The 18,917-nt window shown below is 35.7% G+C and carries 12 protein-coding genes; 6 read left to right on the top strand and 6 right to left on the bottom strand.

All coding sequences use genetic code 11. From position 1 onward, the window contains the following. Positions 1–2 precede the first annotated feature (2 nt). The 3 genes from hrpB (at position 3) to nosZ (ending at position 6,610) form a co-directional block, all read left to right on the top strand. Complete coding sequence (gene hrpB, locus ABYK18_RS06760) at positions 3–2,561, top strand: ATP-dependent helicase HrpB (RefSeq protein WP_373035893.1); 2,559 nt, start codon at positions 3–5, stop codon at positions 2,559–2,561. Between the two features lie 150 nt (positions 2,562–2,711). After that, positions 2,712–3,995, top strand: coding sequence for a cytochrome c (locus ABYK18_RS06765; protein WP_373035894.1), 1,284 nt, complete (start codon positions 2,712–2,714; stop codon positions 3,993–3,995). Between the two features lie 20 nt (positions 3,996–4,015). Next, positions 4,016–6,610 (top strand): Sec-dependent nitrous-oxide reductase, encoded by a 2,595-nt coding sequence (nosZ, locus tag ABYK18_RS06770; RefSeq protein ID WP_373035895.1) that lies wholly within the window; start codon positions 4,016–4,018, stop codon positions 6,608–6,610. A 29-nt stretch (positions 6,611–6,639) separates the two neighbouring features. Here nosZ and ABYK18_RS06775 read toward each other — a convergent pair whose 3' ends face one another. Both ABYK18_RS06775 and ABYK18_RS06780 read right to left on the bottom strand, forming a co-directional pair. Beyond that, entirely contained in the window at positions 6,640–7,314 is a 675-nt protein-coding gene (locus ABYK18_RS06775) for a response regulator transcription factor (protein ID WP_373035896.1), read from the bottom strand. Beyond that, a complete protein-coding gene (locus ABYK18_RS06780) occupies positions 7,304–8,515 on the bottom strand; it encodes a PAS domain S-box protein (RefSeq protein ID WP_373035897.1) in 1,212 nt (403 codons plus the stop codon). The genes ABYK18_RS06775 and ABYK18_RS06780 overlap by 11 nt, the downstream gene beginning before the upstream one ends. 85 nt (positions 8,516–8,600) lie before the next feature. On the opposite strand from ABYK18_RS06780, the gene ABYK18_RS06785 reads away from it, so the two are divergent. From ABYK18_RS06785 to ABYK18_RS06795, 3 genes are all read left to right on the top strand, one after another. Continuing rightward, positions 8,601–10,544 (top strand): flagellar hook-length control protein FliK, encoded by a 1,944-nt coding sequence (locus ABYK18_RS06785; RefSeq protein ID WP_373035898.1) that lies wholly within the window; start codon positions 8,601–8,603, stop codon positions 10,542–10,544. After that, positions 10,541–10,789 (top strand): EscU/YscU/HrcU family type III secretion system export apparatus switch protein, encoded by a 249-nt coding sequence (locus ABYK18_RS06790; RefSeq protein ID WP_373035899.1) that lies wholly within the window; start codon positions 10,541–10,543, stop codon positions 10,787–10,789. Before ABYK18_RS06785 ends, ABYK18_RS06790 begins: the two co-directional genes overlap by 4 nt. A gap of 66 nt (positions 10,790–10,855) precedes the next feature. Then, positions 10,856–13,027, top strand: a complete 2,172-nt coding sequence (locus ABYK18_RS06795; RefSeq protein WP_373035900.1) for an EAL domain-containing protein — start codon at positions 10,856–10,858, stop codon at positions 13,025–13,027. A gap of 1 nt (position 13,028) precedes the next feature. On the opposite strand, the gene polA is transcribed toward ABYK18_RS06795, so the two are convergent. The 4 genes from polA to ABYK18_RS06815 are packed head-to-tail and all read right to left on the bottom strand — an operon-like array spanning position 13,029 to position 18,909. Further along, positions 13,029–15,743, bottom strand: coding sequence for a DNA polymerase I (polA, locus tag ABYK18_RS06800; protein WP_373035901.1), 2,715 nt, complete (start codon positions 15,741–15,743; stop codon positions 13,029–13,031). A gap of 1 nt (position 15,744) precedes the next feature. Further along, the gene (locus ABYK18_RS06805) at positions 15,745–16,581 is read right to left on the bottom strand and encodes an HDOD domain-containing protein (protein ID WP_373035902.1); all 837 of its coding nucleotides are present in this window, start codon (positions 16,579–16,581) and stop codon (positions 15,745–15,747) included. A 21-nt stretch (positions 16,582–16,602) separates the two neighbouring features. Continuing rightward, a complete protein-coding gene (locus ABYK18_RS06810) occupies positions 16,603–18,150 on the bottom strand; it encodes a diguanylate cyclase domain-containing protein (protein ID WP_373035903.1) in 1,548 nt (515 codons plus the stop codon). 48 nt (positions 18,151–18,198) lie between these two features. Then, positions 18,199–18,909, bottom strand: coding sequence for a sulfite exporter TauE/SafE family protein (locus ABYK18_RS06815; RefSeq protein WP_373035904.1), 711 nt, complete (start codon positions 18,907–18,909; stop codon positions 18,199–18,201). Positions 18,910–18,917: the final 8 nt, after the last annotated feature.

An 18,917-nucleotide genomic window follows, 5' to 3' on the forward strand; every position in this document is an offset into this window, starting at 1 on the left:
ACATGCAAAACCTACCCATAAACCAAGTCCTGCCTCAGGTAAAATCTGAGCTATTAACTTCCAACCGTCTTGTGCTTCAAGCGCCTCCTGGAGCTGGAAAGAGTACGGTTCTTCCTCTTGCACTTTTGGATGAGCCTTGGCTTGAAGATAAAATCATTATCATGCTAGAACCTCGTCGTTTGGCTGTTCGTTCCTGTGCATCCCGTATGGCGGAACTTCTGGGTGAAAAGGTAGGTCAAAGGATTGGCTATCAGATAAAAATGGACTCTCTTAAAAGTAAAGATACAAAGATACTCATAGTCACAGAGGGAATCCTAACCAGAAAACTCCAAGCCGACCCTAGTTTGGAAGACGTTGCCCTAATAATCTTTGATGAGTTTCATGAGAGAAGCATCCATGCGGATTTGTCTTTGGCACTTTCACTTGAGTCTCAAGCATTAATACGAGAAGATTTAAAACTGCTTGTTATGTCAGCTACTCTAAACACTCATGCAATTTGTGAGCTTCTTGGCAATGCTGCGCTTATAGAGAGCGAAGGTCGCAGTTTTGCGGTTGAGAACGTTTATCTGGATGCCAAGACCACTCAGCCGACTAAAAAAGAACTTCCATATTTTGTATCTAAACTTATAACTGATGTTTTAAAAAGTGACGATGGTAACATACTTGTATTCTTGCCTGGAATGGCTGAGATTAAAAAGACTCAGATGCTCATAGCTGAAATGCTAAAAGAGACTAACAACTCCGCTGTTTTTGTCTCCGCCCTTTATGGAAACCTATCCAAAGAAGAGCAAGACAAAGCCATAAAAGCACCGCCAAAAGGCAAAAGAAAAATAGTCCTATCGACTAACATAGCACAAACAAGTCTGACTATTGAGGGCATCAAAATAGTCATAGACTCTGGTCTTGCCAACACTTCTGTTTTTAACTCAAGTTCCGGGATGAACAGACTTCAAAGCTCTTTTATCTCGCAAGATTCGGCCACTCAAAGAGCGGGTCGTGCTGGGCGTTTGAGTGCAGGAAAATGTTACCGTCTCTGGCACAAGGGCAAGATACTTCAAAAACATGACAAACCTGAGATTCTCTCAACAGACTTGACTCAGATGCTGCTCGAACTCTCTCTTTGGGGAAATGAAGAGATAAGTGAGCTTCAATGGATGGATTTACCGCCTGAGGCTGCTATGACTCATGCAAAAGAGCTTTTGTTTGAACTCGGAGCAACAGATGCAAAAGGCAAAATAACTGCGCACGGCAAACAGATGTCATCTTTTGGTATGCATCCGCGCCTTGCCCACATGACAATAAAAGCCCAAGAGATGCGACTCTCATACGAAGCGTCTCTGCTTTGTGTGTTAATACAAGAAAAAGACATCTACACCTCAGCGTACAAATCTTCAGACATTAGAGAAAGAGTCTCTGTTTTACACGAAGTAAATTGCGGCATCTCCATAAACGCATCTCACATAGACATAAAACAGTGCAAGTTTTTACTTCAAAGTGCATCCAAGATTGAGAAAAAACAAAAGAGCGATATCAACTTGGAGATGCTTGGTGTTTTGCTCGCTCTAGCCTACCCTGAGAGAGTTGCAAAACGCAGAGAGAAGAACAGTTGCTCATATCTTCTTTCAAACAAAAAGGGTGCTTATCTGCATCAAGAAGACCATGAACTGTTTGACTCCGCATATTTAGTTGTCTGTGATTTGGATGCAAAAAGTGACAAGGTGAATTGCGTAGCCAGAGAGGGTGCCCTGGGGCAAAATGCTCTCATCTACAAAGCAGCGTCCATAACAAAAGCGCAAATAGAACTTTATCTGGCTGATAACATACAAACAAAAGAGAGTGTTTTATGGAACTCTGAACTTCAAAGAGTCGAATCCAGAAAAAAAAGCTATCTCGGAAGTATTGTCATAGATGAGACTCAGATGCAAAGCTCTTCAAACGAAGAAGTCTCAAAAGTCTTACTAAATGGCATAAAAGAAGCAGGATTAGACTCTCTGGCATGGACAAAAGACTCTCTTGGTCTCAGAGATAGGGTAAACTTTATAAACGCTCACAAGGCTCTTAAAATGAGTTGTGAATTTCCAGACTTTAGTGATGAGCATCTGCTTGAGACGATGCAAGAGTGGTTACTCCCCTACTTAGATGGCAAGAACTCACTAAAGTCTCTTGCATCTTTAAACCTTTATTCCATACTTTCAGGCTTACTGACATGGGAGCAGATGCAGGAGTTAGATGCTTTGGCACCTGCCAAGATGAAAGTCGCAAGCGGTTCAAATATCTACATTGACTATTCAGATGCACAAAAACCCGTTCTTGCAGTAAGACTTCAAGAGATGTTTGGCACGAAAACCACACCCACGGTAATGAATGGCAAAGTAAAACTGATGATCCACCTGCTCTCTCCTGCATCCAGACCTATGCAGGTAACGCAAGACTTGGAAAGTTTCTGGGCAAACACTTATGACGAAGTAAAAAAGGAGCTAAGAGGAAAGTACAAAAAGCACTACTGGCCGAATGACCCGCTAACGGCTCAGGCAACAAACAAGACTAAGAGAAAAACCTGAGTTTTTCATCACTTACATCTTCGCCCCATACAATCTGCATTAAAGCTTTTAAGAACAGTGCTTAGCGTCATTGCAACATACTTTCAAGAATTTAATTATTAATATACTCTTTACAACATAGTTGATATAATTTTCATACAAGGAGTTTTTGTGAATATTAGTTCTTTGATGGCAAAGGTCTTTGCCGGCATTGCCTTGATACTTTTAACGTATGGCTTTATCATACCCTCGGTAAGTTTTAATGGGACATTGGAGCGTATCAAAGATAATAAAGTTGAAAATATTCCTTCATATGTTTATCCAATTTGGAATTTTTATCAAAAAGGTAAATATATTGGTATCAATACTCAAAAGGAAGCTAGAGGCAACCTAAAAAAAATGATTGAAATATCTGAAGAGATAGGAGTGCCATCACTGCCGATATGGAATTTTTCTTTAGAGGCACCTAACTATCCTAAAGAAGCTTTTCCATATGGACTTCCCGTATATATCCATTTTGATGGTTTGAGCGGAGAAGTTCATGAGATGAATACTATTAATCATTATGTAGGCATGGCTAGCATGGAAAGAGGAGGAGTATACGAAAGTTTTCTTGCTCCTTATGCACTTATTTTCTTAGCGATGCTATTTATGCTTTTTATTATTTATGACAATAAATGGGTTAACCGATTTATGGTAATTCCTGTACTTTTACCCTTTATATTTTTAGGAATATATTCTTATTGGCTTTATTGGTTTGGACATAATCTTCATGCGGGAGCTATCACTATTAAACCATTTACTCCTGTTATATTGGGTGATGGCAAAGTAGCACAATTTACAACACATGCCTATCCTGTCGTTGGTTTTTGGGTGTTGTTAGCTATTAGTATCTTCTCCTTAATAGCATGGTGGCTTAAATCAAAATCACTAAAAAAACAACCATCAAAAAAAGCAACACCTCTGCAACATTATATTTTTATTATTACTTTGTTGGTGGGGATAGGAGTGAGTGCACATGTTTTAAAAACTGATATCGAAGTAGATACTTTAGGGAAAATTTCTACTCTAATCAATTCTTCAAAAGTTAAACCACTAACCATTACAGAGACATCCAACTCCACAAAAGAACAAAAAGAGGCGATTCTAAAAGAGAGAGAAAATCAAAGAATAGAACAAGAAACAAAAATAAAATCATTGGAAAACAGAGCTGGATCTGTTGGAAAATTCAAGGTAAGTACAATGTATAAAAGCAATTGTGCTCCATGCCATGGAGCCAGCGGAGAAGGTAATATAGGACCCAAACTTGTTGAATTGAATAAAGATGAATTAACAAAAAAAACACTCAATCTTAAAGCGAGTGAAGACGAGATGCATATAGCTGTTTTTGAGTACTTATCAGATACAGATATGAAAGAACTTGTCGAAGAGATTGCAACATTTAAAGATCAATAAACACAGCCAAGGAAATGAGAATGAAAAAATGTTTACAAATTGCTTGTAATGTAGTAATAGTTCTATTGATTATGACACAGACTGTGGTAGCCGAATCAGAGTTTCAAAAAATAATGAAAAAACGCGGACTTACTGAAAAAGATGCACTTGCAGCACTTAAAGTCTATAACCCAAGTGGTAAACATGATGAATATTATGCTTTTGCCAGTGGAGGACAATCTGGTCAAGTATTGGTTTATGGTATCCCCTCCATGAGAATTTTAAAATATATTGCTGTTTTTACCCCAGAACCATGGCAAGGGTATGGCTTCGATACTGACTCAAAAAAAATTTTAAGACAAGGGAATATCAGAGGAAGAGAGATTAATTGGGGAGATACACACCACCCTGCTCTTTCTGAAACAGAAGGAAAGTATAATGGAGAATATCTATTTATCAACGATAAGGCAAATGCTAGAATTGCTGTAATTGATTTACAATACTTTGAAACTTCTCAAATTGTAGTAAATCCCATCTTTAAATCAAGTCACGGAGGTGCATTTGTTACCCCTAATACAGAGTACATACTAGAATCTTGCCAATATGCGGCTCCATTTACAAATGATTATTATCCTATGGAAGCTTATAGCGATGTTTATCGAGGAGGAATAACATTTTGGAAGTTTGCTAAAGAAAAAGGAAAGATTTTAAAAAAAGATTCTTTTACTCTTGAACTCCCTCCTTATATGCAAGATTTAACAGACACAGGTAAGGGTATTTCAAATGGTTGGGCATTTACAAACTCCTTTAATTCTGAACTTTATACAGGAGGCATAGAAAAAGGTCTTCCTCCATTTGAAGCTGGGTGTAGTCGTAATGATACAGACTTTTTACATGTATATAATTGGAAAAAATTAGCAGAGTTAGTCAAAGATAAGAAAAATTTTAAAATAATCAATGGTCACAAAATAGTGCCCATAGAAATAGCTATTAAAAACGATGCACTTTTTTTAATTCCCGAAAATAAATCTCCTCATGGAGTTGATGTAACCCCAGATGGTCAATATATTATAGTTTCTGGTAAATTAGATACTCACGCATCTGTTTATGATTTTAAAAAAATTTTAAAGCAAATAAAAAATAAAGAGTATGTTGGAAAGGATCTCTATGGCATACCGATTTTAGATATGAAAAAATCATTGTATGGACAGCTAGAGCTTGGGCTTGGACATTTACACAATACTTTTGGCAAAGAGGATGGTATAGTTTATAGTTCTTTGTATGTGGATTCTCAAATTGTAAAATGGGATTACAAGCGCTTAAAACTTATAGATAGAGTCAACATACATTACAATGTCGGTCATCTAGAAGCTATGGAAGGTAAATCAGCTGATCCACAGGGAGAATACCTTATTGCTCTCAATAAACTCTCCATTGACAGATTTTTGCCAGTAGGACCATTGCATCCACAAAATAATCAGCTTATAGAAATTGGTAAAAAAAAGATGGAGCTTCTTTATGATATGCCTGTTCCACTTGGAGAACCGCATCAGGCTGCTTCAATCAGAGCAAGTAAGATTCACCCCGAGGTCAGATACAATATGGGAAGCAATTCCAAAACGGGAAAACCTCACGTAGGAAAAACACTCGCTGGTGAAGAAAGAATTGAGCGAAAAGGAAATCATGTGTATATTTATTCAACCATGGTGCGCTCTCATATCAATCCTGAACATATCACTCTAAACAAGGGAGATAAAGTCACGATGTATATCACTAATGTAGAACGAGCTCAAGATGAGACACACGGTTTTACTATTGATCATCATGACATCCATGCTTCTGTGGAACCGGGAGAAACAGTCCAAATAGACTTTGTAGCGGATATTGAGGGGGTTTTTCCATACTACTGTACAGAATTTTGTTCCGCTTTGCACATTGAAATGATGGGATATATGTTGGTTAAAGATTCAAATAAGAATTATGAATGGATTCAAAAAACTAAAATAAAAGGATTGTCCACAAAAGAGCTACAAAAAGAATATAAAAAAATTACAGCTAACAACAAGGCAACTGATCGTGTTATTAAGTCATTATTTACATTTTTAAAAGATAGAGATTACACTAAGTATCCCACAATCAACAACCTTGTAAACGATGCGAAAGATCAATATGCAAAGATTAATTCTCAAAGAGAAAAAGCTACAAAAGCATATAACAAGAATAATCTAGAGAATGCGGTTCTTTTTGAAAATATGGTGTGGCAGTACATGATTAAAACTGCAGATTCTGCTATCAGAGCAAAAGACCTTCTTGTAGCTACTCTAGCTACATCAAAATCAAAAGAAGCAAAAAGAGGAGAAGAAGCATTTCGTGAAGGAGGATGTTCTGGATGTCATGTTATAGGAAGAGTCAGTTCTGGTCCAAATTTAATAGGTGTTCTAAAACGGCATAGAAATGCAGAACAATGGGTTGCGGAGTATATTAAAAATCCTAAAAGTAAATTTCACGAACCGTATATGAAGAAGTTGATTGAGTTTTTTAATCTAAAAATGCCTAATCAAAATATGAAAGATCAGGAGATTAAGGATATTATAGAATATTTTAAATGGATAGATGAAAATGCTGACCTATTTTGATAATATTTAATAATGTTGCATTACTCAAACTAAGAAAAAAACCTGAGTTTATAGCCTAGACCCTTAATATTAATGATAAGAGTCTTTGAAGTCTTGCTTCTAAGACGTCTAACAAAAGTCCTGAGTCTCTCATCACTAACACTCTCGCCCCATACACTGTGTTTTATAGTCTCATCGTCTAGGATAGTGTTCTCGTTTTCTACAAGCAGTGTTATAAACTTCTTCTCATTTTTAGAAAGGGCTACAAACCTTGACTCTTTGTAAAGAGCGTGTGTCGTCTTGTTAAAACTAAAACCGTCACAAAGTTCCACCGTCTTACTGCCAAGTTCATCTGCAATGCTTGAGATATACTCAAGTATCTCATCAGGGTCATATGGTTTTAAAAAGTACTTTGCTACGCCCACGTCTATCGCATTGAAAAGCTTTTCTCGCTCGCTAAAAGCACTAAGAATGATAACGGGTACGTTAGGATTGAATTTCTTTAATTCTCCTGCCATTTCCAGACCCGTAAGGCGAGGCATATTGATATCTGTTATAACGATATCAGGTGATATCTGTATAAATTTCTCTAAACCTTCTTTACCGTCTTTGGCAATAGTAAAACTATGAAAGCTGTCTCCTATGGCACCCTTTAGAAGTCTTGCAATGTTTTCTTCATCTTCTACCAGAAGCACCCGCAGGTTTTTTAACGACTTATTTCTCATGACTTACCAGCGGTATTTTTATACTAAAGGTCGTGGTACCTTTTTTACTTATAACATCTAAATGACCATCCATACCCTGCTCGCAAATCATCTTGGACATAAAAAGACCAAGACCAGTTCCTTTGCTTTGATGCTTTGTAGTAAAGTACGGTTCAAAAATATTTTCAATGTTTTCTTTAGAGATGCCGCCTGCATTATCTTTGACTTCTATAAGTGCAAACTCCTCTTCTTTTTTTGTCGTTATACTTATCTCTCTTATGAGAATACTGTTACTTACAAAAGCATCTTTTGCATTTTTTATAAGGTTTATGATTACTTGGCTGAGTTCATTAGAGATGCCAAGAACTCTCAGCTCTTGAAAATTTGTTTTTACACTTATCATCTCAGAATCAAGCATCTTGTCTAAAAGGCTAAGCGACTCATTGATGCTGTCACATACATTAAATGGATGTTTTTCTTTTTGGGGATTAAAAAAATTTGTAAAGTCATCAATAGTATCAGACATATTTTTGATGATGTTCTTGCTCTCATCATAAAGCTCATTCAGTTTTTGTGCTTCATGATTTATAGCCGCTTTTTTCATGCTAAACATTGCAAGATTTAACTCTGTTAGCGGTTGTCTCCACTGATGGGCAATATTTGCAAGCATCTGACCAAGAACTGCCTGACGAGACTGTAAAAACATCACCCTTTGTTTCTCTTCATTTTTAGAGACTTCTTCTTGTACACGCTGCTCAAGCGTAATATTTAACTCTTCCAGCTCTTTTGTCTTATCCTGAACTCTTTGTTCAAGAGTCTTGTTCAGCTCTTCTAGCTCTTTTTCTTTTTTTAAAAGCTGCTCTTTATAAAAGACCTCTTTTGTGACATCGTAACGAATGGCGATAAATTCGGCAATGTTATCGTCTTTATCCAAGATAGGGATGACGGTTGTATTTACATAAAAAGTAGAGCCGTCTTTTGCTAGGTTTTTAACAGTGTCTTTGTATATTTTTTTATCATTTATAGTATCCCAAAGCGCTTTGAACTTTGAAGCATCTACATCCGGATGTCTTACGATATTATGGTTTTTACCGATAAGTTCATCTTTTGAATAACCTGAGATCTTGCAAAATTCATCATTTACAAATGTTATGATTCCATTAACATCCGTTCTTGAGATGATATTGCTTTTTTCAATGGCTTCTTTGTACTGCTTTAACATGATATGATTATATCACAGCATATTTATGATGAACTTGATATATGGAAGTATTGATATTTTCAATAGATAGATGCTATACTAATCCATGATTAAGATCTCAGGCAACAAGCAACTTGACATTATTTTACCTAATACAAACAAAGCTTTAAAAGAAGTTCTCAGCAGTGCATCACCGCAGGAGCTTGAAGTAATTACAAAGAGTAAAGACCTTGGATCGGTTGTAAGCTCACTCTTAAGCGAAACCTCAAAAAATTCTGCCTCTGACAAAGTGCTTTTGCAGATGCTAAAAAACAACCCTACACTTAAAGAGCTTGGCAATGTTTCTGCCACTATAAAAGAGTTATTAAGCTCTTTAAAAGCAGGTCAAGAGGCTTTACCGATAGAGAAAATTTTAAGTAAATTTATCTCTGAGATGAAAAAACTCAGCGATATGCCTCCTAGTGAAAAAAATATTAATACCCATAGCTCAAAAACACAAGATGCACAAAGCGAACTAAAAGGTACATTCAAATCACTTCTTGACGTAGTAGAAAAAAGCTCTTCATTTCCTGTAAAGTCTTTAAGTTCGGAGATAAAAAACCTCATAAATAACGAAGCACTTAAAAACTCATCTTCCGCTGCATCAGCCCAATCATTGGCACAGCTGAGCAAGTCAATTGAAAAAGTCCTGACAACTCTGCAATCAAACATCAAAGACATTGATTTGTCAAGCTTAAAAGATGCACTCGGCAATACAACATCGGAGAAGACAAACGCTCCTCTGCCGATAGAAAAAGTGCTTAAAGAGTTTTTAGGAGATATAAAACAGCTCGGCAGCGGTACGGAATTAAAATCTAAGATAATAGATTCCGGTATATTTTTAGAATCAAAACTTAAAAATGCACAAAACCCGCAGCTAGAGCTTAAAGAGACTCTAAAGTCACTCCAGTCTTTGGTAGAAAAAAGTTCTATATATCCTGTAAAATCTTTAGCAAAACATATAGATGCAATGTTAAATAGCGAAACGCTTAAAAATGCCTCCAACACTTCCCTTACACAAACTGCTACAGATGATAAAAAAGCTTTATCTCTACTTGCAAAAGGCATCGAAAAGATTATGGATACCTTACAGACAAACCTAAAAGAAGGCGATGTAGCAACAACTAAGAGAGTTAGAACTTTGCTGGATAAACTTGAACATCAGATGCAGGCAAAACTACTAACTCCTGAGAACTTCAAACTATCAGCCATACAAGATACAATGGGACAACTCACTTTAGTGTTAAACAGAAGTGCCCTTAGCGAAGCAAAGGGCCTGATGGATGCTTTGGCAAAGATACTGCAACTAAATTCAAACACTTCTTTAAAAGAGTTTGCCAACACAAAGATGCCTCAAGAAGTACAAAATGCGATGCTCTCATTAAAATCTGCAATTAATAAAGCTGATCCTCTTTTTTCAAAAGAAGTCGGACTGCTTTTAAATAAACTGAGTTCTATGAACGGCACACAGAAGCTCTCTTCTTCAAACAATATAAAAGAGATACTTGCAAATGACCTTAAAGCACTCATTTTAAATACTCAAAACGATATAGCAAAATCTTCGTATCCGAACCAAGCCGAGATACTTAAAAACCTCGATAAACTTGCTCTGCAAATAGATTACTATCAGCTTATGTCACATCTCTCAAACTCATCTTTGCTTTATCTGCCATTTTCATGGGATGCCTTGGAAAAAGGAAATATAAACATCAAAAAAGCTGAAGAAGATAAGTTTTACTGCGATATCGAGCTAAAACTAAAAGAGTATGGAGAGTTAAGTCTCAGACTGGTTCTCTATGAAGAAAATCAGCTAAACATACAGATACACTCAGACAACGAAGAGTTTAAAAAGATTATAAAAGAGAACATTCCTTCTCTTCGCTCAGCACTTATAGAGTCTCACATAACACCAAGAGAGATACGTTTACTGGATGCAAGCAAAAAAGTTCCCGCATCTTCATATGAAAGTTCTTCTGATAACATAAATGTGGGGTTTGAGATAAAAGCATGAGAAAAGCAGCAGCACTAAGATATAACACAGAAAAAGAATCTGCACCCAGGGTTATTGCCAAAGGGAAAGGTAAAAGTGCAGAAAACATCATAAAGATTGCAGAGCTTCATAATCTGCCGATAAAAAAAGATGAAGATCTTATTGAACTACTCTCAAAAGTAGAAATTGACAAAGAAGTTCCCGCCGCATTGTATAAAGCTGTCGCCGAAGTTTTTAGTTTTATTTATAAAACAACAAATAAATAGACCATTTAACATACAATTTACATTATTCAGATAGAATTCATAACCAAATTTATATAAGAAGCTATTATGACAAAAGAATTTTCTTGTAATTCTAAAAGGGATATTTCACTTGATGAAGTACCGATTACTTCACAGGAATACACTGACATTCTAGAGATGCAACAGACTATACTGGATATGATCGCCTCAAGAGATCATTGTACAGATATTCTAACGAACTTATGTACCTTAGCAGAGAGTTTACTTCCTAACTCTGTAGCTTCTATTATGCTTATTGATAAAAGCAGCGGCCTAATGAATGTACTGTCTGCTCCGTCCGTACCTCAAGTAGGTCACGATGCCCTGGCAAACTTAAAGCCCGGGACTAGCGGAGGCTCATGCGGAAATGCAGTTTTTCACAATGAACCTCAGTATGTGCAAGACACTTTTACCGACCCCAGATGGAAAGATTTACGTAAACTTGCAGTTGATTTTAATCTCTCTGCATGCTGGTCTATGCCGATTCGTGATGAAAACAACAATGCAATAGGATCTTTTGCCCTATCTTCTTTTGAGCAGCGCTCACCTGCTCCATTTCATAAAAAACTGCTTCAAACATCCGCTTCGATTGTAAATATCATACTTAAAAACAAGAACATAGAAAAACGCGTCAAACTGTTTGCAGCCGCTGCCCAAAACGCCGCAGACGGTATGATTATAACAAATGAGCATAATAAAATCGTAGAAGTAAACCAGGCATTTGAAGATATTTACGGTTATACAGAAGAGGAAGTCCTTGGTCATAATCCAAATATACTCTCTTCTAAAAAACACGATGAAAAATTTTATGCCCAGATGTGGAAAAGTATACACGATGAGTCAAAGTGGGCAGGAGAAATAATCAACCATAGAGCAGACGGCACTGAAATTATCCAATGGATGAGTATCAGTTCTTTATACGACGACCACGATAAAAACTATAACTACCTTGCTGTATTTAGTGACCTTACAGAACTTAAAAATACGCAAAAAAAGATAGAAAACATGGCGTATAAGGACTCATTGACAGGACTTTGTAATAAAATACAGCTTGAGCTTCTGCTAAATACGGATAAAGAAAAAACTCTTTTACTTCTTAACGTAAATAACTTTAGTTACATAAACACTGCCTACGGATTTGAAGTCGGTGATAAGCTACTTATAAAACTTGCAAATATACTTAAAAATCAATTTAATACAAAGAGTACATGCAGAATTAACTCCGATGAGTTTGCCCTTCTTTTTGATGAATATGTGGATATGAAGCATATCACTGAAGATATACAAGATTACTTCTACAACAAAGAGATTGTAATAGATAATATTACTTTAAATATATCTTTCACCTATGGCGCCGCACAAGGAATCAATAATCTTCTAAGAAACAGTGCCCTTGCTCTTAAGCAGGCTAAAGAAAATGGAAAAAACAACCTATATATTTTCAATCAAGATGCGGACAGCATCGGACATTCACAAAGAGAAACCTTTATAGCACTAAATAATATTTTACACAGTGCACTGAATGAAGGCAAAGTAATTCCCTACTTTCAAGGTATACGAAACAACAAGACTAAAGAGATAACAAAGTATGAAGTTCTTGCAAGAATAGAATATGATGGAGAAATAATTTCTCCTTATGAATTTTTAGAGCCTGCCCGCTTATCCGGTCTGCTTCCAGAAATAACAAAAGCTATGATAGATAAAAGTTTTGAATTTATGGCTTCTAACAACTACACATTCTCTATCAACATCGCTGAAGATGATTTAAGTAAAGATTACCTTTTAGAGTATCTAAATGAAAAAGAGCTAGAGTACGGGATATCAAGTAACCGGGTTATTTTAGAGATATTAGAGGGAATCAGTGCTAACGGTAAGAAAAGTCATGTAAGACAGCTTACCCAGCTAAAAAATAGAGGTTACTCTATAGCTATAGATGATTTTGGCTCTGAATATTCTAATTTTGAGAGAGTACTTGATTTGGATATTGACTACTTAAAGATAGATGCCAAATACATTAAAGATATCTACAAAAATACAAAAAGTTATGAGATAACAAAAGCTATAGTATTTTTTGCTAAAAATGCAAATATCCCTTGTATAGCAGAGTTTGTGCATAATATTGAAGTTCAAAAGATAATAGATAAGTTGGGAATCGAGTATTCACAAGGTTATCTATTTTGTGAACCCGAACCAATACTAAAGAGCAACACTCAGTCCTGATTTATTTTAGTTGACCCCAGTTGTCACCTATATTCAGGCTGGCTTTGAGTGGGATGTTTAACTCATATATAGTTTCCATCATCTCTTGAAACCTCTCTCCAAGCATCTGTGCTTCACCGGCTTCTACTTCAAAGATCAATTCATCATGGATTTGTAAAAGAATTTTGGCATTTAGTTTTTCTTCTTTTATAACTTTTGCTATTTTATTCATAGAAAGTTTAATGATATCAGACACACTTCCCTGAAACACACTGTTTACTGATTCCCTGTCGTAAGCAGCCCTAAACATTGGAGAGGCATTTTCATAGTCAAAATATCTGCGTCTTTTAAGCAGAGTCTCTATGAAACCGTTCTCTTTAGAACTATCTACAATAGCTCTGAAGTATGTTTTTACCGTTGAAAATGACTCAAAATACTTTTCTATGATCTCTTTGGCCTCTTTTGTTGAGATGCCTAATGTATCAGAGAGTTTTTTCTGCCCCATCCCGTAAAGGAGTCCAAAGTTTACCGTTTTTGCTATTGCTCTTTTATTTGGTGCTTCGTCTTCGCCAAAAAGTGCTATTGCAGTCTGTAAGTGAATATCTTTATTTTCCTTAAATGCATCCACCAAAACGGAATCTTGTGAAAAATGCGCCAGAAGTCTCAGTTCTATCTGCGAATAATCTATACCGATTAGTTTTTTACCCTCAGGTGCGACAAATGCTTCTCTTATCTTAAGACCAAGAGCACTTCTTGCAGGAATATTTTGAAGATTAGGGTTTTTGGAACTAAGCCTTCCCGTTGCTGTTCCCGTTTGAACAAAAGATGTATGAACACGGCCGTCTTTATCTTCACGAGAAAGTTTTATAAGAGGTTCTATATATGTCGAATATAGTTTATAGACTTCTCGATATTCTAATAGAAAAGAGATTATCTCATGCTTGTCTTTTAAAGAACTTAGTACTTTTTCATCTGTTGAGTAACCTGTCTTTGTCTTTTTACCTACCGGCAATCCTAGATGTTCAAACAAAATAACACCAAGTTGTTTTGTGGAGTTGATGTTAAACTCGCTTCCCGCAAGTTCATATATCTTTTTGGTCAAATCCGATAAAGTCTCTTTTACTTCTACCAAAAACTTTTCTAAAAACTCTGCATCCACTTTTATACCGGCTTTTTCCATATCCAAAAGAGTAATTATGAAAGGCACCTCTACTTTTTGTGACTCTTCTATGAGATGCTCTGCATTTTGCAAACGAAGTTTTTCATTGAAGAGATTAAAAAGCTTTAGAGTTATGTAAGCATCTTCAGCTGCATATTTGGCTGCATCTTCAAGTTCAACACTTGCAAAAGTCTCACCTTTTTTTACAGTCTCTTTAAATGCTACCATTGTATGCTCTAGAAGTTTTTCACTCAGTTTATCAAGACTTAGCGCACTTTCCGGATTTATAAGCCATGCCAAAATCATACTGTCCGCATAGACATTTAAACTATCTTCATTTAAAAATCTGCTTACAAAATGAAGATCAAATTTAATGTTATGTCCAACTGTTTTTGAGCCAAATATTTTTTTTATAGCAACTACAGCATCTTGTTCACTTATCTGTTCAGGTACTCCTAAATAGTTGTGAGCAAACGGCACGTAATACGCCTCTGAATCATTAAAACAAAAACTAAAACCGACTAGCTTATCTTTTTCATAATCAAGTCCTGTTGTCTCAGTATCAAAAGCTACGACTGTTTGAGCTGTTAAAGTGTCTAAAATCTGATCTAACTCTTTTGAGTCTGTAATAAGTGTAGCTTTAAAATCAAGATTATTACTCTCTTTGACATCTTTAAGTTTAACTTCTGCTTCTTCTTTTTTTTCATCACTTATCATATTTTTAGCATGAAGAGCTCTAAGAACAGCATTTTGTTCATACTTTACAAGTTCATCATAGATATTTAAAAACGGATGCTCGATATCCATTTTATACTCTTCAAAATCAAACTCATCTAAGACATCATCTCTTAAGGTAACAAGCTTTTTTGACATGTAAGCATTATCTTTTGATTCTATAAGTTTTTTTTGATTTGCACCTTTTATAGACTCAATATTTTCATATATTGCGTCTAGACTACCATACTCTTTTAAAAGCTTCTCTGCGCCTACTTTACCTATACCCCTGATACCTGGTACATTATCTGCACTGTCTCCAAGAATAGACTGATAATCTATAAACTGCTTTGGAGAAATACCATACTTCTCAAAACAAGCATCTTCGTCCATGCTCTTTCGTTTTATGGCATCTACGACTACAACCCGTCCATCATCTATTAGCTGGTAAAGGTCCTTGTCATGAGAAACGACTCTGACGTTATAGTTTTTCTCTTTTGCATACTTTACAACCGTTGCAATAATATCATCGGCTTCAAAACCTACTTGACCAAGTGTCTTGTAACCCATCTTATCTATCCACTCTATGGCTATTGGAAGCTGCATACTTAGTTCTTCCGGTGGTGCCGTACGGTTTGCCTTATAATTTGGGTCTATCTCATTTCTAAAAGTATCACCCTTACTGTCAATGGCAAATACCAAATAATCACTGTCATGTTGTTTTTGCAAAGTTGATATAAAATTCGTAAAACCTGTTAAAAGTCCGGTTGGAAAGCCATCTTTGTTTTTTAAATGTTGTGGGAGTGCATAAAAACTACGGAAGAAAAAACCAAATGTATCTATAATTGTAACCGTTTTGCTCATTCTAATCCTCTGCGTCTGACGCTATTTCTATGTGGTTATCTTTAAACTCTTTGATAACACTTTCTATTAATGCTACATCATATCCTGCATCTTGGGCCTCTTTGAGTCCAAAGTTTATAGATCTTTCAGAAAACGGCTGATTAACCGGTATTATGGTCTTTACAATATGAAGCACAGTGCTGTATTCCCGTAAATCCTCTGAAGCTTCTTTTGGATTATCTGCATATCTTATTATTTCAATAAACTCTTTGTCAAATCCCCAGTGTTCAAATACTTCAGCGGTTATCTGAGAAGTCGTAACTCCAACATAAGATTTTTCAACCATAGCTAAATCATTTGAATTTTCTACTTCTGATTTAAAACTGATTGTCTCATCTTCTTCAATAATCGCACTTGCTATAAGTATCTTTCCAGTCTCTTGTAAAAATGCACTAAGATATAACTTATCTGCTTTTTCTTTATCTATATTTTTATACCATTTATGAGCAAAACTAGCTTGTAGGTTTGAAATATGTGCAAATTTTTCAGAGCTTATGCCGTATGGCTGCATATCAACATTTAAAAGCTTCCTTACAGAGTTTCCTAAAGCTATAGTTCGAGTCATACCCATACCAAATAGACTTACTGCCTGTCCAATATTTCTTATTTCTTTACCAAAGCTGTAAAGCGGTGAGTTAGCAACCTTTAATAGGTTTGCCACAATCATAGGATCATGTTCAATAATTTCTGCTAAATCATGTATAGAAGCCTCTTCATTTGCATAAATCCTATTTATATCAACAATTGTTTTTGAAAGAGGAGGAAGAGATTTTATACTATCAACAATCGAACTTTTCACAACAGTCCTTTTTTAGATTTATTATATCACTTTTTTATGAAATACCACACGGTTTTTTCCAAGATGCTTTGCTTCATACATAGCATCGTCGGCATTACTTAATATTTCTTCAAGAGTATCACCGTCTTTAGGCAGTATTACCACACCTATACTTACTCCGACATGATACATATTTTTACCAAAAATAATTGGTTTATTTATCTCATCAACTACCCTAGCAATCAAACTATCCAAGTGCTTTAAAGTGCTTTCATCATCTTCATTTGTACCGCGGACCAAAATAACAAACTCATCACCGCCTATTCTTCCTGCAATATCGAAACTTCTGATAGATTTTAATATTCTCTTAGAGACGACTTTTAAAACTTCATCACCGTGAGCATGCCCCTCTGTGTCATTAATAATTTTAAAATCATCCAAATCAAGAAATAAAAGTGCTGATTCTATATGATTTCTCTGTGTATAATTTATCTCTTGAGAGATTCTTTCACTGATGTTTTGACGATTCGCCAAACCTGTTAAGGCATCGTAAAAAGCCAGATACTCAATCTCTTTTTGTTTCTGTTTAAGAGGTGTGATATCTCTGTCAACTCCTCTGTAACCGCTTAGTGTTCCTTTATCGTCATAAAACGGAGAACCGTTTGTCAGAAGACACACTTCATGTCCGTCTTTGTGTAAATTTACATTTTCAAGATTTGTGATTTTTTCTTCTCTGGAAAAAATTTTCATAAAACCTGCAGCTACTCTTTTAGCTTCTTGCGGACTCATAAAATCAAACGGTGTTTTTCCTATCATTTCCTGACTTTTATAACCCAAAAGATTTTCACACTGCTTACTCGCATAGGTATATACTCCGTTAACATCAACTTCCCATATAAAATCATCACTGCTTTCTACAAGTTGTTGATATCTATGCTCACTGAATGCAATTTTTTTTCTGGTTTTTGCATCATACCTTTGTAAAATAAGATATAAAATAACCATGAAAATCAATAATGTCAATGAACTCATCCAAGCTGTTTTATAAAAAGGTTTCATATGAGAAGAATACGGCTGTTTAATCACAAGTCCCCATTTCGTATCTGCTATAGGTGAATAAGAAGCAAAAACTTTTTGCCTCTTGTAATCGATTCCTATTCCTACACCTTCTTCTCCAAAAAGTGCTTTTCTCATTGGTAAGTGCATACTTGCATCTTCGAGTTTTATAGATGGAGGTTTTTGACCGCCGGAATAGGCTATAAAATTGATTTTACCATCAGATATTTCTCCAATTGCATATTCTAATTTTAGAACTCTTTCATCAAGAGTTTGAAATGTGTTTTGAATTTGGAAAATTGTAGCGGCTGAAGATTGATTATTAAAGTCTTTTTCTATTGAGAATTTTCTGTCAAAACCTGCTACATTAGCGATCAGACCGGACATTGTTGCAGATTTTTCTAAAAGAAACTTCTTCTTCTCATCTATAAGTCTGTCAAAAAGATATAAGCTGAAGACTGCCACAACCAATACAATCGGCAAAATAACAGTCAATAATATTTTAAAAAAATTCTTATGAAATTCACTATGCATAGCACACCTCAATGCATTAATGATACTATTTTTTACATATTATAAAACTTAATTGTGACAATTTGTTAATGTTTTTTTTGGGTTTACTATGTAATCATAACCGTTATAAATTGTATATGTGCCATATAATATTACTGCCACGGATGCAAGACTCATCATCATATTTCTAAAACTTGTAGCAGAAGTAAGTGATGCCAAAAATCCAAGCCCAAACATAGCCGGTATAGTACTAATCCCGAATATTGCCATAACTAAAGCCCCATACAACGGATCAGCCGTACTTGCTGCTGTTATAGCAAAGAAATATACAAACCCGCAAGGCAGTAGACCGTTTAACATACCGAGAACAAAAAAACTAAGGTTTGATTTTGAGTTTAAAACTTTTTTAAACGCATTTTTGTATAGTGGTGATGAAGAAAATGAGTGCTCTATGAGAGTTAAAAACTTTATTTTACCCATAAGAGAAAGCCCTGCTAAAACCATGGCTATTCCGGCAAATATAAGCAAAGCTCCATTGGCATTATTTGAAAAGGTAACTACTCCTCCAAGTGCGCCAAACATTGCACCAAGAATAGAGTAAGTAAGAACTCTTCCCAATGAGTAAAGTAAGTGAGCGACACTTTGTGAGACTTTAGAACTTTTGGGCTCTATTTTAATAGTAGAGTATGCCAGTACTATGCCTCCGCACATACCGATACAATGACCGAAAGACCCGAGGAAGGCTATGCTCATAATAGTTAATATATTTACCGTTTCCATTTAATGCT

Origin of the sequence: Sulfurimonas sp. (genome assembly GCF_041563495.1) — a bacterium.
GTDB lineage: Bacteria > Campylobacterota > Campylobacteria > Campylobacterales > Sulfurimonadaceae > Sulfurimonas.